This window comes from Streptomyces luteoverticillatus, from assembly GCF_003970715.1.
GTDB classification, from domain to species: domain Bacteria; phylum Actinomycetota; class Actinomycetes; order Streptomycetales; family Streptomycetaceae; genus Streptomyces; species Streptomyces abikoensis.
On the sequence record NZ_CP034587.1, the window covers coordinates 1,771,492 to 1,791,376 of the forward strand.

General features: G+C 71.1%; 16 protein-coding genes and 1 pseudogene. 4 read left to right on the top strand and 13 right to left on the bottom strand.

The genetic code is table 11. The features are described 5' to 3' along the window. Window positions 1–15: 15 nt before the first annotated feature. The 4 genes from tal to pgl are packed head-to-tail and all read left to right on the top strand — an operon-like array spanning window position 16 to window position 4,481. Window positions 16–1,131 (top strand): transaldolase, encoded by a 1,116-nt coding sequence (gene tal / locus EKH77_RS07440; protein WP_126913619.1) that lies wholly within the window; start codon window positions 16–18, stop codon window positions 1,129–1,131. A 1-nt stretch (window position 1,132) separates the two neighbouring features. Then, window positions 1,133–2,656: a glucose-6-phosphate dehydrogenase gene (gene zwf, locus EKH77_RS07445; RefSeq protein WP_126913620.1), complete on the top strand. Its 1,524-nt coding sequence runs from the start codon at window positions 1,133–1,135 to the stop codon at window positions 2,654–2,656. Then, window positions 2,653–3,705, top strand: coding sequence for a glucose-6-phosphate dehydrogenase assembly protein OpcA (opcA, locus tag EKH77_RS07450; RefSeq protein ID WP_126913621.1), 1,053 nt, complete (start codon window positions 2,653–2,655; stop codon window positions 3,703–3,705). The genes zwf and opcA overlap by 4 nt, the downstream gene beginning before the upstream one ends. Next, a complete protein-coding gene (gene pgl / locus EKH77_RS07455; protein ID WP_126913622.1) occupies window positions 3,702–4,481 on the top strand; it encodes a 6-phosphogluconolactonase in 780 nt (259 codons plus the stop codon). Before opcA ends, pgl begins: the two co-directional genes overlap by 4 nt. Before the next feature lie 93 nt (window positions 4,482–4,574). Here pgl and pgi read toward each other — a convergent pair whose 3' ends face one another. From pgi to EKH77_RS07520, 13 genes and pseudogenes are all read right to left on the bottom strand, one after another. Next, complete coding sequence (pgi, locus tag EKH77_RS07460) at window positions 4,575–6,227, bottom strand: glucose-6-phosphate isomerase (protein ID WP_126917939.1); 1,653 nt, start codon at window positions 6,225–6,227, stop codon at window positions 4,575–4,577. A gap of 138 nt (window positions 6,228–6,365) precedes the next feature. Beyond that, window positions 6,366–6,701 carry an RNA polymerase-binding protein RbpA gene (locus EKH77_RS07465; RefSeq protein ID WP_003957010.1) on the bottom strand — a complete coding sequence of 112 codons (336 nt, stop codon included), beginning with the start codon at window positions 6,699–6,701 and terminating at the stop codon, window positions 6,366–6,368. Window positions 6,702–6,884: 183 nt separating this feature from the next. Then, window positions 6,885–7,121: a preprotein translocase subunit SecG gene (gene secG / locus EKH77_RS07470; protein WP_126913623.1), complete on the bottom strand. Its 237-nt coding sequence runs from the start codon at window positions 7,119–7,121 to the stop codon at window positions 6,885–6,887. Between the two features lie 120 nt (window positions 7,122–7,241). Further along, entirely contained in the window at window positions 7,242–8,018 is a 777-nt protein-coding gene (tpiA, locus tag EKH77_RS07475; protein WP_126913624.1) for a triose-phosphate isomerase, read from the bottom strand. A gap of 6 nt (window positions 8,019–8,024) precedes the next feature. After that, on the bottom strand, window positions 8,025–9,236 hold the full coding sequence (locus EKH77_RS07480) for a phosphoglycerate kinase (protein WP_126913625.1): 1,212 nt from the start codon (window positions 9,234–9,236) through the stop codon (window positions 8,025–8,027). Between the two features lie 125 nt (window positions 9,237–9,361). Continuing rightward, window positions 9,362–10,366, bottom strand: a complete 1,005-nt coding sequence (gap, locus tag EKH77_RS07485; protein ID WP_126913626.1) for a type I glyceraldehyde-3-phosphate dehydrogenase — start codon at window positions 10,364–10,366, stop codon at window positions 9,362–9,364. Between the two features lie 250 nt (window positions 10,367–10,616). Beyond that, a pseudogene (locus tag EKH77_RS07490) lies at window positions 10,617–12,902 on the bottom strand (M14 family metallopeptidase); the annotation flags it as partial. 160 nt (window positions 12,903–13,062) lie between these two features. Continuing rightward, window positions 13,063–14,070 carry a DNA-binding protein WhiA gene (gene whiA, locus EKH77_RS07495; protein ID WP_126913628.1) on the bottom strand — a complete coding sequence of 336 codons (1,008 nt, stop codon included), beginning with the start codon at window positions 14,068–14,070 and terminating at the stop codon, window positions 13,063–13,065. Continuing rightward, complete coding sequence (locus EKH77_RS07500; protein ID WP_126913629.1) at window positions 14,061–15,113, bottom strand: gluconeogenesis factor YvcK family protein; 1,053 nt, start codon at window positions 15,111–15,113, stop codon at window positions 14,061–14,063. The genes whiA and EKH77_RS07500 overlap by 10 nt, the downstream gene beginning before the upstream one ends. Then, on the bottom strand, window positions 15,110–16,042 hold the full coding sequence (gene rapZ / locus EKH77_RS07505) for an RNase adapter RapZ (protein WP_189455010.1): 933 nt from the start codon (window positions 16,040–16,042) through the stop codon (window positions 15,110–15,112). The genes EKH77_RS07500 and rapZ overlap by 4 nt, the downstream gene beginning before the upstream one ends. Window positions 16,043–16,184: 142 nt before the next feature. After that, window positions 16,185–18,170, bottom strand: coding sequence for an excinuclease ABC subunit UvrC (gene uvrC / locus EKH77_RS07510; protein ID WP_126913630.1), 1,986 nt, complete (start codon window positions 18,168–18,170; stop codon window positions 16,185–16,187). 179 nt (window positions 18,171–18,349) lie between these two features. Further along, window positions 18,350–19,240 carry a hypothetical protein gene (locus EKH77_RS07515; protein WP_126913631.1) on the bottom strand — a complete coding sequence of 297 codons (891 nt, stop codon included), beginning with the start codon at window positions 19,238–19,240 and terminating at the stop codon, window positions 18,350–18,352. Between the two features lie 5 nt (window positions 19,241–19,245). After that, entirely contained in the window at window positions 19,246–19,869 is a 624-nt protein-coding gene (locus EKH77_RS07520) for a papain-like cysteine protease family protein (protein ID WP_397612793.1), read from the bottom strand. Between the last annotated feature and the right edge of the window lie 16 nt (window positions 19,870–19,885).

The following is a 19,885-nucleotide window of genomic DNA, read 5'->3' on the forward strand; positions in this document are numbered from 1 at the left end:
GGAGATGCAGAACCCATGACAGACGCACTCAAGCGCCTCTCCGACGAAGGCGTCGCGATCTGGCTGGACGACCTGTCCCGCAAGCGCATCACGTCCGGCAACCTGGCCGAGCTCATCGACCAGAGCCACGTGGTGGGTGTCACGACCAACCCGTCGATCTTCCAGAAGGCGATCTCCAGCGGTGAGGGCTACGAGCAGCAGCTCGCCGACCTCGCCGCCCGCAAGGTCACCGTCGAAGAGGCCATCCGCATGATCACGACGGCGGACGTCCGTGACGCCGCCGACATCCTGCGCCCGGTCTTCGACGCCACCGGCGGTCAGGACGGCCGGGTCTCCATCGAGGTCGACCCGCGCCTGGCGCACAACACGACCGCCACGGTCGCCGAGGCCAAGCAGCTGGCCTGGCTGGTGGACCGCCCCAACACCCTGATCAAGATCCCGGCCACCAAGGCGGGCCTGCCGGCCATCGCCGAGGTGATCGGCAAGGGCATCAGCGTCAACGTCACGCTGATCTTCTCCCTCGAGCGCTACCGCGCGGTCATGGACGCCTACCTGACCGGTCTGGAGAAGGCCAAGGCCGCGGGCCAGGACCTCTCCCTGATCCACTCGGTCGCGTCCTTCTTCGTGTCCCGCGTGGACACCGAGATCGACAAGCGACTGGACGCGATGGGCACCGCCGAGGCCAAGGAACTGCGCGGCAAGGCCGCCCTGGCCAACGCCCGCCTGGCCTACCAGGCGTACGAGGAGGTCTTCTCCTCGGACCGCTGGCTGGCCCTGGAGAAGGCCGGCGCCAACAAGCAGCGCGCCCTGTGGGCCTCGACCGGCGTCAAGGACCCGGCCTACAAGGACACGCTGTACGTGGACGACCTGGTGGCGCCGAACACGGTGAACACCATGCCGGAGGCCACCCTGGAGGCCACCGCCGACCACGGTCGGATCACCGGTGACACGGTGCGCGGCACGTACGAGCAGGCCAAGGCCGAGCTCGACGCGCTCGCGAAGCTGGGCGTCTCGTACGACGAGGTCGTCCAGCTGCTGGAGGACGAGGGCGTCGAGAAGTTCGAGGCCTCGTGGAACGACCTGCTGAAGTCCACTGAGGCGGAGCTCAAGCGCCTCGCTCCGGAGGCATGAATTGAGCAGCAGCAATCCGCTGCGTGACGCTCTGGACCGACGGCTCCCGCGTATCGCGGGGCCGTCGGGCCTGGTCATCTTTGGCGTCACGGGCGATTTGTCCCGTAAAAAGCTGATGCCCGCGGTCTACGACCTGGCCAACCGCGGCCTCCTGCCGCCGGGCTTCTCCCTGATCGGTTTCGCCCGCCGGCAGTGGGCGGACGAGGACTTCGCCCAGGTGGTGCACGACGCCGTCAAGGAGCACGCGCGCACCCCCTTCCGCGAGGAGGTCTGGCAGCAGCTGGTCCAGGGCTGCCGGTTCGTCTCGGGCGACTTCGACGACGACGACGCCTTCGACACACTGCGCTCCACCATCGAGGAGCTCGACAAGGCGCAGGGCACGGGCGGCAACTTCGCCTTCTACCTGTCCGTCCCGCCGAAGTTCTTCCCCAAGGTCGTCCAGCAGCTGAAGAAGCACGGCCTGGCCGACCAGAAGGCCGGCTCCTGGCGGCGCGCCGTCATCGAGAAGCCCTTCGGTCACGACCTGAAGAGCGCCCAGGAGCTCAACCGGATCGTCCACGAGGTGTTCCCGGCCGAGGCGGTCTTCCGCATCGACCACTACCTCGGCAAGGAGACGGTCCAGAACATCCTGGCGCTGCGGTTCGCCAACACCCTCTTCGAGCCGATCTGGAACCGGTCCTTCGTCGACCACGTGCAGATCACCATGGCCGAGGACATCGGCATCGGCGGCCGCGCCGGCTACTACGACGGCATCGGCGCCGCCCGTGACGTCATCCAGAACCACCTCCTCCAGCTGCTGGCGCTGACCGCGATGGAGGAGCCCGCCTCCTTCGACGCCGACGCGGTGGCCGCGGAGAAGACCAAGGTGCTGGGCGCGGTCTCGCTGCCCAAGGACCTCGGCAAGGAGACGGTGCGCGGCCAGTACACCCACGGCTGGCAGGGTGGCGAGGAGGTCGTCGGCTACCTCGAGGAGGACGGCACCGACCCCAAGTCGAAGACCGACACCTACGCCGCGATCAAGCTGGAGATCGACAACCGCCGCTGGGCGGGCGTCCCCTTCTACCTGCGCACCGGCAAGCGGCTGGGCCGCCGCGTCACCGAGATCGCGGTCGTCTTCCAGCGCGCCCCCTACTCCCCCTTCGACCAGACCGCCACCGAGGAGCTGGGGCAGAACGCCCTGGTCATCCGGGTGCAGCCGGACGAGGGCGTGACCGTGCGCTTCGGCTCGAAGGTGCCGGGCACCTCGATGGAGGTCCGGGACGTCTCGATGGACTTCGCCTACGGCGAGTCCTTCACCGAGTCCAGCCCCGAGGCGTACGAGCGGCTCATCCTCGACGTCCTGCTCGGCGAGTCGAACCTCTTCCCGCGCCTGAAGGAGGTCGAGCTCTCCTGGGAGATCCTCGACCCGATCGAGGAGTACTGGGACAAGAACGGCAAGCCCGCGCAGTACCCGGCCGGCACCTGGGGGCCGGTCGAGGCGGACGAGATGCTCGCACGAGACGGACGGAGCTGGCGTCGGCCATGAAGATCGACCTTACGGACACCACGGCCAGCAAGATCAACAACGCGCTGGTCCAGGGCCGCCGGGCCATCGGCACCCCCGCCATCGGCATGGTGCTGACCCTGGTCATCGTCACCGACGAGGAGCACGCCTACGACGCGCTCAAGGCGGCCAACAACGCCTCCCGCGAGCACCCCTCGCGCAAGCTCGTCGTCATCAAGCGCGTCAGCCGCTCGCCGCGCGAGCGCGCCCAGGCCCGCCTCGACGCCGAGGTACGGGTGGGCGTGGACGCCGGCGCCGGCGAGACGGTGGTGCTGCGGCTGTACGGCGAGGTCATAGACCACGCCCAGTCGGTCGTGCTGCCGCTGCTGCTGCCGGACGCCCCCGTGGTGGTCTGGTGGCCGGTCGGCTCCCCGGCCAACCCGGCCAAGGACCCCCTCGGCGCGCTCGGCCAGCGCCGGGTCACCGACGCCTACACCGCCGAGGACCCCGTCGCCGAGCTGTCGGCCCGCGCCGCGCACTACGCGCCCGGCGACACCGACCTGGCCTGGACCCGGATCACGCCGTGGCGCTCCATGCTCGCGGCCGCCCTGGACCAGCAGCCCGGCATCGAGATCACCTCGGCCGACGTCGAGGGCGAGCCCTACAACCCCAGCGGCGAGCTGCTGGCCATGTGGCTGGCCGACCGCCTCGGGGCGCCGGTGACGCGCTCGGTCTCGAACGGCCCCGGCCTCACGGCCGTCCGTCTGGAGACCAAGACGGGCGTCGTCACCCTGGACCGTCCCGACGGCTCCCTGGCCACGCTCTCCATGCGCGGCCAGCCCGACCGGGCCGTGGCGCTCAAGCGCCGCGACACGGCCGAGCTCCTCGCGGAGGAGCTGCGCCGGCTGGACCCGGACGACATCTACGCGTCCTCGGTCAAGTACGGCGTGGACCGGCTGAACCAGGCGCCGGCGGCGCCGAAGCCGGACGGGCAGGACTCCGCCGCGCCCAAGCCCTCCGCGCCCTCCCAGGGCCAGGCCCAGAACCAGGGTCAGGCCCAGGGGCAGGGCAAGAAGGCGGCGAAGAAGTGAGCACGCCCCAGATCGTCGTGCACCGGGACAAGGAGCTGATGGCCCAGGCCGCGGCGGCCCGGCTGATCACGAAGATCGTGGACGCCCAGGCCGCCCGCGGCTCCGCGTCCGTCGTCCTCACCGGTGGGCGCAACGGCAACGGGCTGCTCGCGGCCCTCGCCGAGGCGCCCGCCCGGGACGCGGTCGACTGGTCCCGGCTGGACCTGTGGTGGGGCGACGAGCGCTTCCTCCCGGAGGGCGACCCCGAGCGCAACGCCACGCAGGCCCGTGAGGCCCTGCTGGACGCGGTGCCGCTGGACCCGAAGCGGGTGCACTTCATGCCCGCGGCGGACGGCACGTACGACGACGCGGACGCGGCGGCGGAGGCCTACGCGGCCGAGCTCGCCGCCGCGGCCCGCCCGGAGGACCATGGCCCCGTGCCGGCCTTCGACGTCCTGCTGCTGGGCGTCGGCCCCGACACCCACGTCGCCTCCCTCTTCCCGGAGCTTCCGGGCGTCCGGGAGACGGAGCGGGCGGTCATCGGCGTCCACGGCGCGCCGAAGCCCCCGCCGACGCGGGTCTCCCTGACCCTCCCGGCGATCCGGGCGGCCCGGGAGGTCTGGCTGCTGGCGGCGGGCGAGGACAAGGCCGGGGCGGTGGCCATGGCCCTGAGCGGTGCGGGCGAGGTGCAGGCGCCGGCCGCCGGCGCGTACGGTTCGCGCCGTACGCTCTGGCTCCTGGACCAGGCCGCGGCGGCCCGCCTCCCCCGCGACCTGTACCCCCCGGCGTCGCCCTGACGGGCACCCACTGGATACGGCGATGGCCCGCTCCCCGGAAGGGGGGCGGGCCATCGCCGTATGTGGTCGCGGCAGCGGTCGGCCGAGGGCGCGTCAGCGCCCGCGAAGCTCCCGGTACCGGGCGACGAGCCCCGCCGTCGACGCGTCGAGTCCGGGCACGTCCGCCCCCTCCGTCAGCGCCGGCTCCACCCGCTTCGCGAGGACCTTGCCGAGCTCGACGCCCCACTGGTCGAAGGAGTCGATGTTCCAGATCGCGCCCTGGACGAAGACCTTGTGCTCGTACAGCGCGATGAGCTGACCGAGCACCGACGGCGTCAGCTCGCTCGCGAGGATCGTCGTCGTCGGGTGGTTGCCCTTGAACGTCTTGTGGGGGACGAGCTCCGCCGGGACGCCCTCCGCCGCGACCTCCTCGGGGGTCTTGCCGAAGGCGAGGGCCTGGCCCTGGGCGAAGAGGTTGGCCATCAGCAGGTCGTGCTGGGCGACCAGACCGGGCTGGAGGTCCTCCACCGGCCGGGCGAAGCCGATCAGGTCCGCCGGGATGAGCTTCGTGCCCTGGTGGATCAACTGGTAATACGCGTGCTGGCCGTTGGTGCCCGGGGTGCCCCAGACGACCGGGCCCGTCTCCCAGCTGACGGGCTGCCCGTCACGGTCCACCGACTTGCCGTTGGACTCCATGTCCAGCTGCTGGAGGTAGGCCGCGAACTTCGACAGGTAGTGACTGTAGGGCAGCACCGCGTGCGACTGCGCGCCGTGGAAGTTGCCGTACCAGACGCCCAGCAGGCCCAGCAGCAGCGGCACGTTCTCCTCCGGTGGCGCGCACCGGAAGTGCTCGTCGACCAGGTGGAAACCGGCGAGCATCTCGCGGAAGCGGTCGCCGCCGATGGCGAGCATCAGGGAGAGGCCGATGGCGGAGTCGTACGAGTAACGACCGCCGACCCAGTCCCAGAACTCGAACATGTTGGCCGTGTCGATGCCGAAGTCGGCGACCTTCTCCGCGTTCGTGGACAGCGCGACGAAGTGCTTGGCGACCGCGTCCTCACCGGCGCGCAGCTCGGTGAGGAGCCAGTTCCGCGCGGAGGTGGCGTTGGTGATGGTCTCGATCGTGGTGAAGGTCTTGGAGGCCACGATGAAGAGCGTCTCGGCGGCGTCGAGGTCGCGGACCGCCTCGTGGAGGTCGGCGCCGTCCACGTTGGAGACGAAACGGAACGTCATGTCGCGGGCGGTGAAGGCGCGCAGCGCCTCGTACGCCATCGCCGGTCCGAGGTCGGATCCGCCGATGCCGATGTTGACGACGTTCTTGATGCGCTTTCCGGTGTGGCCCTTCCACTCACCCGAACGGACCCGGTCGGTGAAGATCTGCATCTTCCGCAGGACCGCGTGCACGGCGGGCACGACGTTCTCGCCGTCGACCTCGATGACGGCCGACTCCGGTGCGCGCAGGGCGGTGTGGAGCACCGCGCGGTCCTCGGTGGTGTTGATCCGCTCGCCGCGGAACATCGCGTCCCGCAGGCCGGCGACGTCGGCCGACGCCGCCAGTTCGCGCAGCAGCCGCAGGGTCTCGTCGGTGACCAGGTGCTTCGAGTAGTCGAGATGGAGGTCGCCGACGGAGACGGTGTACTTGTCGGCCCGGCCCGGGTCGTCGGCGAACAGCTCCCGCAGGTGCACCTCCCCCAGCTCGTCACGGTGCTTGGCGAGCGCGTTCCACTCGGGAGTGCGGTCCAGCCTGGTGCGGCTCTCTGCGTTCATCTCGGGCATCGGTCCACTTCTCCTCGTAATTTCCCCGCTGTCTCCAACCTAATTGATCAGCCGTCGATTCCCGGCGCAAACGACGAGCGGCCCGGCCGGACACCTTCTGGAGGTGTCCGGCCGGGCCGCTTCGTCGCGCTAGATCTCCCCACGGAGCTTGGCGAGCGCCTCGGCGAGGATGGCCTCGCCATCGGCGTCGCTACGCCGCTCGCGCACATAGGCGAGGTGGGTCTTGTACGGCTCCGTGCGCGGCGGGTCCGGTGGGTTGTCCCGGTCCTGGCCGGCCGGGAAGCCACAGCGGGGGCAGTCCCAGGTGTCGGGCACCTGGGCGTCGCTGGCGAAGCTCGGCTGCGTCTCGTGCCCGTTGGAGCACCAGAAGGAGATCCGCAGTCGGGGTGCCGATTCGCCCCGCTCCGCCTCTCCCATGGGCCCCGCCCCGACCCGGCTTCCTCGGATCGCGTTGCCACTTGCCACGGTCGTAACTCCCTGCGTGATGGTGCTGCACTGTGCCGAACAGCGGCTGCGCCGCGGGGTCGACAGTCCGCTCCGCTGCGGGCGCCTCAGTCTACGTAAGGCCCAACGCGCGTCCAGTGGCAGGAGTTACAGCCCGGCCGCGAGGACGCGCCCTCAATCATAGGCCGCGTCCGCGACGGAGCGTCAGCTGCCGACCTTCATCAGCACGCCCAGCGTGACGATGCACGCGAACCAGAGCAGACCGATCACGATAGTGATCCGGTCGAGGTTGCGCTCGGCGACCGAGGAACCGCCGACGGAGGACTGCATGCCACCGCCGAACATGTCGGACAGGCCGCCGCCCTTCCCCTTGTGCATGAGCACCAGCATCATCAGCAGCAAGCTGAAGACGATGAGGGCGATCGAGAACCCGATGACCACGGCTGGACCAACTCTCTCGGACTGACTGGATGGAAAAACGCTACGGGGCCGGGCAGCGGCGTATTCACGCCGGTCCCGGCCCCGACAGGGTACGACGGCGGGGGGCCGCCGTCATAGCCGCTACTGGTCGGCGAAGCGGACGATCTTGACGAACTCGTCCGCGTCCAGCGAGGCCCCGCCGATCAGGGCGCCGTCGACATCGGGCTGCGCCATGATCGCCGCGATGTTGCCGGACTTCACGGAGCCGCCGTACTGGATGCGGACCTTGTCGGCCAGCTCCTGGTCGTACAGCTCGGCCAGACGGCCGCGGATGGCCCCGCAGACCTCCTGGGCGTCCTCGGGCGTGGCGACCTCGCCGGTTCCGATGGCCCAGACGGGCTCGTAGGCGATCACGATCGTCGCGGCCTGCTCGGCCGGGATGTCCGCGAGGCCGCCCTCGACCTGCGCCAGGGTGTAGGCGACCTGGTTGCCCGCCTTGCGGACGTCCAGGCCCTCGCCGACGCAGAGGATCGGGGTGATGCCGTGCTTGAAGGCGGCCTTCACCTTGGCGTTGCAGAGCTCGTCCGACTCGCCGTGGTACTGGCGGCGCTCGGAGTGGCCCACCGCGACGAAGGAGCACTTGAGCTTGGCGAGCATGCCACCGGAGATCTCACCGGTGTACGCGCCGGAGTCGTACGCCGAGATGTCCTGAGCGCCGTACGTGATCTTCAGCTTGTCGCCGTCGACCAGGGTCTGCACCGAGCGGAGGTCGGTGAAGGGCGGCAGGACGGCCACGTCTACGGCGTCGTAGTCCTTGTCCGCGAGGGTGAAGGCGAGCTTCTGGACGTGGGCGATGGCCTCGAGGTGGTTGAGGTTCATCTTCCAGTTGCCCGCCATCAGCGGGGTGCGTGCACTCACGGTGGTTCAGTCCTCCAGTGCGGCGAGGCCGGGGAGCGTCTTGCCCTCGAGGTACTCGAGGCTGGCGCCGCCACCGGTCGAAATGTGGCCGAAAGCGTTCTCGTCGAAGCCCAGGATGCGCACGGCCGCGGCCGAGTCGCCACCACCGACGACGGTGAACCCGTCCGAGTCCAGCAGGGCCTGGGCGACGGCCTTGGTGCCGTTGGCGTAGTCGGGGTGCTCGAAGACGCCCATCGGACCGTTCCAGAAGACGGTGCCCGCGTCGGCCAGCTTGGCCGCGTAGAGCTCACGCGTCTTCGGGCCGATGTCCAGGCCCTCCTTGTCGGCGGGCATGGCGTCCGTGGCGACGACCTCGGGGTTGGCCGGGGCCTTCGTCTTCAGGTCGGGGAAGTCGGCCGAGACCAGCACGTCGACCGGCAGGACGAACTCGACGCCCCGCTTCTCGGCCTCCGCCAGGTACTCCAGGCACTTGCCCTTCTGGTCCTCCTGGAGCAGCGAGATGCCGACCTCGTGGCCCTTGGCGGCCAGGAAGGTGTACGACATGCCGCCGCCGATGAGGATGCGGTCGGCCTTCTTCAGCAGGTTGTCGATGACACCCAGCTTGTCGGAGACCTTGGCGCCGCCCAGCACGACCACGTAGGGGCGCTGGACCTCGGCGGTGAGCTTCTTCAGGACGCCGACCTCGGTGGCGATCAGGTCGCCGGCGGCGTGCGGGAGCCGCTTGGGGAGGTCGAAGACCGAGGCGTGCTTGCGGTGCACGGCACCGAAGCCGTCGCCGACGTAGAGGTCGGCGAGCGACGCGAGCTCGTCGGCGAAGGCGCCGCGCTCGGCGTCGTCCTTGCTGGTCTCGCCCGCGTTGAAACGGAGGTTCTCCAGCAGCGTGACCTCGCCGTTCGCCAGTGCGGCGACGGTGGCCTTCGCGCTGTCACCGACCGTGTCGGTGGCGAACGAGACGTTCTTGCCCAGGATCTCGCCGAGCCGCGTCGCGGCCGGGGCGAGGGAGAACTTGGGGTCCGGGGCGCCCTTGGGACGGCCCAGGTGGGAGGCGACGATCACCTTGGCGCCCGCGGCGGCGAGCTTGGCGATGGTCGGGGCGACGGCGCGGATGCGGCCGTCGTCGGTGATGGTGCTGCCCTCGAGCGGCACGTTCAGGTCGGCGCGGACGAAGACCCGCTTCCCCTCGATGCCGCCGTCGATCAGTTCATCGATCGTCTTCATGCAGTGACTCCGTGACTTCGTTAGTCATAAGACGGGGCCCGTACGACGCGCCGTCGCGTCGTGCGAGCCCCATCCCCACACTCGGTGCCTGGTGACAGTAGTGCGGACTGCCGGTCAGGCGAAGGTCAGAGCTGGCCGCCGACGAAGACCGTCAGGTCCACCAGGCGGTTGGAGTAGCCCCACTCGTTGTCGTACCAGCCGACGACCTTGACCTGCTTGCCCTGGACCATCGTCAGCTGCGAGTCGAAGGTGCAGGAGGCCGGCCAGTTGACGATGTCGGAGGAGACGATCGCGTCCTCGGTGTACTCGAGGATGCCCTTCAGCTCGCCCTCGGCGGCCTTCTGGAAGGCGGCGTTGATCTCGTCCTTGGTGACCTCGCGGTCGAGCTCCAGGACCAGGTCGGTGACCGAGCCGGTCGGGACCGGGACGCGCATGGCGATGCCGTCCAGCTTGCCCTTGAGCTGCGGGAGGACCAGGGCGGTGGCCTTGGCGGCACCCGTCGAGGTCGGGATGATGTTCTCCGCGGCGGCGCGGGCGCGACGCAGGTCGGAGTGCGGGAAGTCCAGGATGCGCTGGTCGTTGGTGTACGCGTGGACCGTCGTCATCATGCCCTTGACGATGCCGAAGGTCTCGTCGAGAACCTTGGCCATCGGCGCCACGCAGTTGGTGGTGCAGGAGGCGTTGGAGATGACGTGGTGGTTGGCCGCGTCGTACTTCTCCTGGTTGACGCCCATCACGATGGTGATGTCCTCGTTCTTGGCCGGAGCCGAGATGAGGACCTTCTTCGCGCCGGCGGCCAGGTGCTTGGCCGCGTCCTCGCGCTTGGTGAAGATGCCGGTGGACTCGATGACGATGTCGGCGCCGAGCTCGCCCCAGGGAAGGGCGGCCGGGTCGCGCTCGGCCATCGTCTTGAAGGTCATGTTGCCGACGGTGATCGTGTCGTCGGTGTGGCTGACCTCCTGCTTCAGACGACCCAGGATCGAGTCGTACTTCAGCAGGTGCACCAGGGTGGCGTTGTCGGTCAGGTCGTTGACACCGACGATCTCGATGTCCGCACCCTGCTCCAGGAGCGCACGGAAGTAGTTACGACCGATACGGCCAAAGCCGTTGATGCCTACGCGGATCGTCACGAACCGATCTCCTCGTTGGTGTGCCGGGACTGCCCGGCGGCTGTATTGGGATGTCCCCGACCATCACCGACCCTACCTCTAACAGGGGAGGTACGTGACATTGGCGGCGGGGGCCGTCGGGCGCGCTCAGGCGTGCTCAATCGCGCTCAGCTGCAGGTCAACCGCCGATGGCGCGCAGTGCGGCGCCGATCAGCCCGGCCCGCTCGCGGGGGTCGGACACGCGTTCAAGACCGAAGCCCAGCAGGACGGTGTCCCGGGTGGTGACGGCCGCGGCACCGCGGTCCGGCGCCCCCGATCCGTCACTCTGCGTCACCGGCGAGCCGTACTCACCGGCCCTGGCACTACGGAACTGCGGGAAGGTGTCGGGCGGCAGCTCGTCGGAGATCGGGCGGTAGGCCCCGGCGAGTGCCGACGGGTTCCCGCCGGTACCGAGGGTGGCCGTGGTGCCCGTGAGCTCACCGGCGCCGGTGAAGCGCGTGGCCTGGGCGAACGAGGTGCGAGCGCCCGCGCCCAGGTAGTACTGGGCGAAGTCGTCGGTGTCGGCGTCGCCGACCCGGGACTCGCCGCCCGCCTGGGTGCCCGCGGCGATCAGTTTGCCGCCCTCGTTGACGAAGTCGCGCACGGCGAGGAGGGTCGCGCCGTCGGGGCGGGCGTCCCCGGAGTTCCACAGGACGGTGTCGTAGTGGCTGAGCACGCCCAGCGCGGGCGGCGCGCCCTGGGTGGCGACGTCCCAGACGGTGGCCTTGCGGCCGTTGTCGGTGAGGGCCTTGACGTGGTCCGGGGCGTGCTTGGAGGCGCCGCCGGCGCCTTCGTCGGCGACGACGAGGGTGTCGGCGCGCGGGGTGTCGGCCACGGTGAAGGTGAACGGCTCGCTGGCGGTCCCGTGCCCGTCGCGCGTCTGTCCGCTGAACCGGACGCGGACGGTGGAGCCGGGGTGGGCGCCCTGGAGCGTGGCGCGGTACTGGTCGAAGCGGAGGTTGTCCTCGCCGCCGTAACGGTCGCCGCCGTCCCAGGCCTTGACGGGCACGGCGGTCTCGGGCTCGCCGTCGACGCTGTAGTGGGCGCGGATGCCGCTGAGGCTCTTGCGGGCGGTGACGGCGACGGTCTGCTCGCCGTCACGGGCGTGGGACGTGGTGAAGGCGTGCGGGGTGAGGTCGGGGGCGTCGAGGCCGACCGAGGAGGAGGGCCGGTCGGCGTGGCGCGCGGACTCGGCGACGGAGAGGGCGAAGGGGATGTTCTTGGTGAACTCCTGCTGGATCAGCTTCTCGTCGTCGGGGAAGTTGAAGGAGGAGCGGCAGTCGGCCGGGTCCCAGCGGTCGTTGGGGTCGATCCGCGAGACGGTCTCACAGGTCGACATCTCCGGGGTGAACATCATGGTGCCGTTGACGTTGGCCGCGTGGCCGTCCGCCTCGCCGTTGGTGGTGTAGAGCTCCGAGGAGACCTGGGGCCGGTAGCCGGGTATCGCGGACTTCTCGGGGGTGCCGGCGAGCGCCTTGTACAGGACGTCGTCGGGGGTGGGGGTGGCCACTTGCCAACCGACGCCGTAGAGCAGGAGTTCGGCGGCGGAGTGGTAGTTGACGGCGTAGGTGAAGCGGTGTTCCTTCTCGAAGGAGTCCAGCGCCTTGGTCTCCGGTTCGGAGGCGGCGGCGGGCCCTCGGTACGTCCCGGAGGAAGGGCGCGGGGAGGAACCCTCGTTGTCGTAGCCCCACTTGTAGGGGAAGTTGCGGTTGAGGTCGACGCCGTCGGCCGAGGTGATCTTTCCGTCGCCGTCGTTGTCCCGGAGGTTCTTGCGCCACAGACGGGTGGCCGGGCTCTGGAAGGTGTAGTCGTAGCCGTCGGGGTTGGCGGAGAGGACGAACCACAGTTCGGTGGAGTCCACGAGCTTCGTGATCCGGTCGTCCTTGCCGTAGCGGTCGAGGTAGTGGTGCATCAGCCGCCGGGTCATCTCCGGGGTGATCCACTCACGGGCGTGCTGGTTGGACATGTAGAGCACGGCGGGCCGGTCGCCGTCGTGGCGTGCGGTGGCGTCCTTGGCGACCTTGAGGGCGAGGATGTCCTGGCCCCGTACGGTCTTGCCGATGCTGACGACCTTGGTGAGGCCGGGGTGGGTGCGGGCGGTGTCGGTGATCTCCTGCTGGAGGCCGTTCTTCCCGCTGTACGGGCGGAAGACCCCGTCGCCCGTGGCGCCCAGCCCTTGACGGCCGCGCACGCGCTTCTCGGTGATGTCGACGCCCTGGCGGCGCAGTTCCTCGGCCTGTGCGGCGGTGAGGACGACCTCGACGGGCGCCTTCTCGCCGTCGGCGACGCGCCGGCCCAGTTCATGGCCGTCGACGCCGGCCCGGAGGAGGAGCGGGACCTGGGCGCCGGTGACCCGGGCGGTCCACGCGGTCAGGGTGTCGGAGCCGGTGGGCGGTGCTGCCGTGGTGGGTGACGCCGCTGTGGCGGGTGGTGCCGCCTGGGCGAAGGGTGCCGCCGCGAGGCCGCCGCCGCATAACAGCGTGGCCGCCGCGAGGGCAGTTCTCGTTCTACGTCTCATGAGCCCCCCTTGCCGTTGTCTGTCACGTCGATGCACGGACGCCAGGCTTGTGAGTCCACATGATCATGTCAACAACGCGTTTTCCGCCCGTCCGGACAGCGCGCCGCCCCCGCCATCCTTGCGGGTGAGCGGGGGCGGCGTCGGGGTGACGGCGGGCCGGTCAGCCGACCATGCCCTCGGCCATCTCCTCCGAGAGGTCCGACAGGTCGGAGAGGTTCGACTCGGTGCCGGGGATGCCCAGGTCCTGGGCGCGCTTGTCGGCCATGGCCAGCAGCCGGCGGATCCGGCCGGCGACGGCGTCCTTGGTCAGCGGCGGGTCGGCGAGCGCGCCGAGCTCCTCCAGGGAGGCCTGCTTGTGCTCCATCCGCAGCCGGCCGGCGGCCGCGAGGTGCTCGGGGACCTCCTCGCCGAGGATCTCCAGCGCCCGCTGCACCCGGGCGCCCGCGGCGACGGCCGCCCGCGCCGAGCGGCGCAGGTTGGCGTCGTCGAAATTGGCCAGCCGGTTGGCGGTGGCCCGCACCTCGCGGCGCATCCGCCGCTCCTCCCAGGCCAGCACGGACTCATGGGCGCCGAGCCGGGTCAGCAGCGCGCCGATCGCGTCGCCGTCGCGGACGACGACCCGGTCCACCCCGCGCACCTCGCGGGCCTTGGCCGCGATCTGGAGCCGGCGGGCCGCGCCGACCAGCGCCAGCGCCGCCTCCGGGCCGGGGCAGGTCACCTCCAGGGAGGAGGACCGGCCGGGCTCGGTGAGGGAGCCGTGGGCCAGGAAGGCGCCGCGCCAGGCGGCCTCGGCGTCACAGGTGGCCCCGGAGACGACCTGCGGGGGCAGCCCGCGGATCGGGCGGCCGCGGCCGTCGACCAGGCCGGTCTGGCGCGCCAGCTGGTCACCGCCCGCCACCACCCGCACCACGTACCGGCTGCCTCTGCGGAGCCCGCCCGGGGCCATGACCACCAGGTCGGAGGCGTGCCCGAAGATCTCCAGGATGTCCTTGCGGAGCCGCCTGGCCGCGATCCCGGTGTCCAGCTCCGCCTCGATCACGATGCGCCCGCTGACGAGGTGCAGCCCGCCGGCGAAGCGCAGGACCGCCGAGACCTCGGCTTTCCGGCAGCAGGTCCGGGTGACGGGGAGCCGGGAGATTTCGTCCTTCACCGCTGCCGTCATCGCCATGGGCCGATCCTTCCATGCATCCGAAAAATACGGTCGTACGCGGCGGCCAACAGCTCCGGGTCGTGTGTCGGGGAGCCGTCGGGCGAGGCGACCGGCGCCAGCTCGACCGTGGCCCCGAGCCGCTTGGCGGCGTCCTCGAGGCTGTCCCGGTCGGGCACGGCGGCCTCGTCGGCCAGCACCACGTCCAGGGCGAGTTTAGGGGCGTGTCGGGCCAAAACCTCCAAATGACGCTGCGGGGAGAAGCCATCGGTTTCCCCGGGTTGCGGGGCGAGGTTCAGTGAGAGCACCCGGCGGGCCTTGGTCTCCTGGAGCGCGTCCAGCAGCTCGGGCACCAGCAGGTGGGGGATGACGGAGGAGAACCAGGAGCCCGGGCCGAGCACCACCCAGTCCGCGTCCAGCACGGCCGCCACGGCCTCGGGCACCGCCGGCGGGTCCTCCGGGACGACGTGCACGGACTGCACCTCGCCCGGGGTGAGCGCCACGGTGGCCTGGCCGCACACGGTGGTGATGTCGTCGGGGGCGGCCGGGTCGTGGCCCCTGACCAGCGCCTGGAGCTCCAGGGGGACCGCCGACATCGGCAGCACCCGGCCTTGGGCGCCCAGCAGCTTGCCGACCAGGTCCAGCGCCTGGACGTGGTCGCCCAGCTGCTCCCACAGGGCGACGATCAGCAGATTGCCCACGGCGTGGCCGTGGAGCTCGCCCCGGCTCTCGAAGCGGTGCTTGACCACCCGGGCCCACGTGCGGCCCCATTCGTCGTCGCCGCAGAGCGCCGCGAGGGCCTTGCGGAGATCGCCGGGGGGCAGCACGCCCAGCTCGTCGCGGAGCCGGCCGCTGGAGCCGCCGTCGTCGGCGACGGTGACGACGGCGGTCAGATCGCCGGTGATCCGGCGCAGCGCGGCGAGGGAGGCCGACAGGCCGTGGCCGCCGCCGAGGGCGACGACCTTGGGCTGGGCGCCCCGGTAGGCACGGCGCTCGGCCCGGCCGCTCGCGCGGCCGGGCACCAGCTTGCGGACGCGACGCATCCGGAAGGTCCGGCCGGTCACTCGCGCCCCATGTCCCGGTGGACGACGACGGTCTCGACGCCCTCCGAGACGAGACGGTGGGCGAGCTTCTCGGACATGGCGACGGAGCGGTGCTTGCCGCCGGTGCAGCCGACCGCGATCGTCACATAGCGCTTGCCCTCGCGGCGGTAGCCGGCGGCGATGAGCTGGAGGAGCTCGGTGTAGCGGTCGAGGAACTCCTTGGCGCCGGGCTGGTTGAAGACGTAGCCGGACACCTCCTCGTTGAGGCCGGTGAAGGGGCGCAGCTCGGGCACCCAGTGGGGGTTGGGCAGGAAGCGGCAGTCGACGACGAGGTCGGCGTCGACGGGCAGGCCGTACTTGTAGCCGAAGGACATGACGGTGGCCCGCAGCTCCGGCTCCTCCTCGCCGGCGAACTGGGCGTCCAGCTTGGCGCGCAGCTCGTGGACGTTGAGGCTGGAGGTGTCGATGACGAGGTCGGCGTCGCCGCGCAGCTCGCGCAGCAGGTCGCGCTCGGCGGCGATGCCGTCGACGATGCGGCCCGAGCCCTGGAGGGGGTGGGGGCGGCGCACGGACTCGAAGCGGCGCACCAGGGCGTCGTCGGACGCCTCCAGGAAGATCACCCGGCGCTTGACCTTCTTGGCCTCCAGGTCGGCGAGCGACTCGCGGAGGTTGTCGAAGAAGCGCCGGCCGCGGACGTCCACGACGACGGCGATGCGGGCCACATTGCCCTGGGAGCGGGCGCCGAGGTCCACCATGGTGGGGATCAGGGCGGGCGGCAGGTTGTCCACGACGAACCAGCCGAGGTCCTCCAGACACTTGGCGGCGGTGCTGCGGCCCGCCCCCGACATGCCGGAAATGATGACCAGCTCGGGGATGCCCGCCGTCTCGCCGGTCGCGTCCACCGTCGTGCCCGTACTCACCTGTGCTCCGTCCCGGTCGGTCACGTTCATTCTGTCTTCCCCCGTTCTGCCGACGGCGCCACCGGCGTCGTCTTCCCTTCCATACTGAGGCCTTCCCGGGCGTGCGGCCCGGACGACGGACCACGCCGGTCCGGGCGCGGTCCGCCGGGTCCGTCCTGTGCGGTCAGGTCCATCATTCCTCCGCGTCGTCCATGATCTCGCCCGTGGCCGTGTTGACGGCCGGGGCGGGTGGTGCCGTCGCGGCCAGCGCCGCGGCGACGGTCTCGGCCGTCTTGCGGCCGATGCCGGGCGCCGCGCAGATCTCGTCGACCGTCGCGGCGCGCAGCCGCTTGACCGAGCCGAAGTGCTTGAGCAGCGCCTGTTTGCGGGTCTCGCCCAGGCCGGGGACCGCGTCGAGCGGTCCGGCCTTCATGCTTCGGGAGCGCTTGCCGCGCTGGTAGGCGATCGCGAAGCGGTGGGCCTCGTCGCGGACGCGCTGCAGGAGGTAGAGGCCCTCGCTGGTGCGGGGCAGGACGACCGGGTCGTCCTCGCCGGGCAGCCAGACCTCCTCCAGCCGCTTGGCGAGGCCGCACACGGCTACGTCGGTGACCCCGAGCTCGTCCAGGGCCCGCTGGGCGGCGGCCACCTGCGGCTGCCCGCCGTCGACCACGACGAGCTGCGGCGGGTAGGCGAAGCGCTTGGGCCGGTCGTCGTTCCCGGCGGGGACCTCGCCGCCGGGCCCGTCGCCCGGGGCCTCCTCGGCCCACTCCCCCGTCTTCAGGCTCTCCCGCAGATAGCGGCGGAAGCGGCGGCCCACGACCTCGTGCATCGATCGGACGTCGTCCTGGCCCTCGAAGCTCTTGATCTGGAAGCGGCGGTACTCGCTCTTGCGGGCCAGGCCGTCCTCGAAGACGACCATGGACGCCACGACGTCCTGTCCCTGGAGGTGGGAGATGTCGAAGCACTCGATGCGCAGCGGCGCCGAATCCAGGCCGAGGGCCTCGGTGATCTCCTCCAGGGCCCGGGAGCGGGTGGTGAGGTCGGAGGCGCGCTTGGTCTTGTGCAGCGCGAGCGCCTGCTGGGCGTTGCGCTGGACGGTGGCCATCAGGTCCTTCTTGTCGCCGCGCTGGGGGATGCGCAGGTCCACGCGGGAGCCGCGGCGGCCGGTGAGCCACTGGGCGACGGGCTCCACCGGATCCGGCAGGGCGGGGACGAGGACCTCCTTGGGGACGGCGTCGCCGCTCTCCTCGCCGTAGAGCTGCTGGAGGGCGTGCTCGACGAGGCCCGCCGTGTCGACGGCCTCGACCTTGTCGGTGACCCAGCCGCGCTGGCCGCGCACCCGGCCGCCGCGCACGTGGAAGATCTGCACGGCCGCTTCGAGCTCGTCCTCGGCGACCGCGATCAGGTCGGCGTCGGTGGCGTCGGCCAGGACGACGGCGTTCTTCTCCATGGCGCGGCGGAGCGCCTCTATGTCGTCCCGCAGCCGGGCCGCCTTCTCGTACTCCATCTCCTCGGCGGCATCATGCATCCGCTGTTCCAAACGGCGGATGTACGCGCCGGTACGCCCGGCCATGAAGTCGCAGAATTCCTCGGCCAGTTCGCGGTGCTCCTCGGGGGTGACGCGGCCGACGCAGGGGGCGGAGCACTTGCCGATGTAGCCGAGGAGGCAGGGGCGGCCGATCTGGTGGGAGCGCTTGAACACCCCGGCGGAGCACGTGCGCACGGGGAAGACGCGCAGCATCAGGTCCACGGTCTCCCGGATGGCCCAGGCGTGGGCGTACGGGCCGAAGTAGCGCACGCCCTTCTTCTTGGGGCCGCGCATGACCTGGACCCGGGGGAACTCCTCGTTGAGCGTGACCGCGAGGGAGGGGTAGCTCTTGTCGTCCCGGTACTTCACATTGAAGCGGGGGTCGTACTCCTTGATCCAGGAGTACTCCAGCTGGAGCGCCTCGACCTCGGTGGAGACCACGGTCCACTCCACGGACGCGGCCGTGGTGACCATGGTGCGGGTGCGCGGATGCAGCCCTGCGAGGTCCTGGAAGTACGACGAGAGCCGCTGGCGGAGGCTCTTCGCCTTCCCGACGTAGATCACCCGGCCGTGCTCGTCGCGGAACTTGTACACCCCCGGCGAGTCGGGGATCTGTCCCGGCTTGGGTCGGTAGCTGCTGGGGTCGGCCATGTCACACACCCTACTTGCGGGCACTGACAACTCCACCGTCCGGCCACCGGTCCGACCCTGCCGTCCGGGCGCCCCGTTCAGGGCCCCTGGCGGCCCTGGGGAGGGCACGACTCCGGCCCCGGCGGTGGTGGCCGCCGGGGCCGGAGCGTGAGCGGGGGACGGACCCCGTGGGGGTGCCGTCAGCGGCGCCGCAGCCTGTGCCTGCGCACCGCCACGACCCCCAGCCCGAGGGCCAGGGCCGCCGCCCCGCCGGCCGTCGCGGCGGGGGCCGCGATCGAGGAGCCGCCGTCACCTTCCGGTGCCGCGGTCACCGACCGGTCCGCATCGGTCCCCGCTGCGACGGACGCCGATTCGCCCTTCGCGTCGTAGCCGCCGGCCACGCCCTTCCTGTCGTAGGCCGAGCCCGGCAGCTTGGCGCCGTAGGCCTTGCGCACCCGGTCCCGGTAGGCGCCGACCGTGGTGCCCTGCTCGCCGACCGCCCGCACGGCGTCCTCGTCGAGGGGCAGGACGCGGTCGCCGCGCTGGACGTACCAGGCGTTGATCTGCGGCTCGCGGAAGACCGTGCCGCCGCTGAGCTTGCGGGCGCCGGCGGCCGCGTAGCGGGTCTCGTCGTCGCCGGTGGCGATGTTGACGACGCTCCAGGTGTTCCCGGTGCGCGCGGTCCACACCGACGCCTTCTGTCCGTCGGCCGAGACGGCGGTGCTGGCGAGGAAGTCCAGCCGGGCGATCGGGGCGCCTTCCTTGCCGGCCACGAACTCGGGGTCGAGCGTGTAGACGGGGACGGTCGCGCCGTCGATCCTCGGGCGCGCGTCGGTCTTCGCGAGCGCGCCGTCGCGGGCCGCGCCGTCCCGGTTCGCGCCGTCACGGGCGAAGAAGCGGGAGAGCGTGGCCAGGGTGCCGGGCGCGGCGGCCGCGTCGTGGGCCTCGGCGACCCCGGCGGCCGGCGGCGGCGCGGGGACGGCCGGGGGCGGCGCGGCGTGGGCGAGCGGGGCGAGCCCCAGCAGCGCGGCGGTCAGGGCGCCGGCGGCGGCCACGCGGGCGGCGTTCCTCGATGTGTACCGGTCGGTCATGGCCCTCACGCCCCGATCCCGTAGAGCGAATGGGTCCAGGAGAACTGGTTGTTGTTCACGTACCAGTCGTGCGACGCCCAGTTGTAGCGGTTGCTGGAGGGCCAGGGGTCGCCCCAGTAGACCATGCTGTTCGCGTCGTCGTACCCGTAGAGGACGTGCATATGGCCGCCGCCGGACTGCCACTGGATGCGGGTCTCGACCGGACGGCCCGCGTCGATCTCGGACTTGACGGTCGAGTAGCGCAGCCAGCCGTTGACATACCGGCCCTCGTTGATGCCGGCCCAGTCGAGGGCGTTCTGCACATTGCCCAGCGTGGCCTGGTTGTTGGGGCACGTGGAGCCCTGGGAGCGGTTGAAGGCGGCGTTGCAGAACTGGTTCTGGCTGTAGTTGCGGCCGAACCAGGTGGCGATGGTGTTGCCGGAGGCGGCCCAGCACCAGTTGGTCTTCTGCTGTGCCTGCATGCCGATGTTCAGTCTGTTCGTCGCCCGCAGCGCGTGCTGTTCGCTGCTCGCCGCGCTCGCCGTGGTGGGGACGGCGAACAGGACGGCGGCGATCAGGGCCGTCAGGGACAGCCGTCTGCCGCGTATGCGGGGCTTTTCTATGGTTGCCGATGCCGAAGCACGGGACATTTCGCGTTCCTCCCGT

Excerpts from the sequence above, each read along its gene's own strand:
- tal (WP_126913619.1), top strand. The coding sequence starts at position 16 with ATGACAGACGCACTCAAGCGCCTCTCCGACGAAGGCGTCGCGATCTGG.
- opcA (WP_126913621.1), top strand. The coding sequence starts at position 2,653 with ATGAAGATCGACCTTACGGACACCACGGCCAGCAAGATCAACAACGCG.
- pgi (WP_126917939.1), bottom strand. The coding sequence starts at position 6,227 with ATGAACGCAGAGAGCCGCACCAGGCTGGACCGCACTCCCGAGTGGAAC.
- EKH77_RS07480 (WP_126913625.1), bottom strand. The coding sequence starts at position 9,236 with ATGAAGACGATCGATGAACTGATCGACGGCGGCATCGAGGGGAAGCGG.
- whiA (WP_126913628.1), bottom strand. The coding sequence starts at position 14,070 with ATGGCGATGACGGCAGCGGTGAAGGACGAAATCTCCCGGCTCCCCGTC.
- rapZ (WP_189455010.1), bottom strand. The coding sequence starts at position 16,042 with ATGAACGTGACCGACCGGGACGGAGCACAGGTGAGTACGGGCACGACG.
- uvrC (WP_126913630.1), bottom strand. The coding sequence starts at position 18,170 with ATGGCCGACCCCAGCAGCTACCGACCCAAGCCGGGACAGATCCCCGAC.
- EKH77_RS07515 (WP_126913631.1), bottom strand. The coding sequence starts at position 19,240 with ATGACCGACCGGTACACATCGAGGAACGCCGCCCGCGTGGCCGCCGCC.
- EKH77_RS07520 (WP_397612793.1), bottom strand. The coding sequence starts at position 19,869 with ATGTCCCGTGCTTCGGCATCGGCAACCATAGAAAAGCCCCGCATACGC.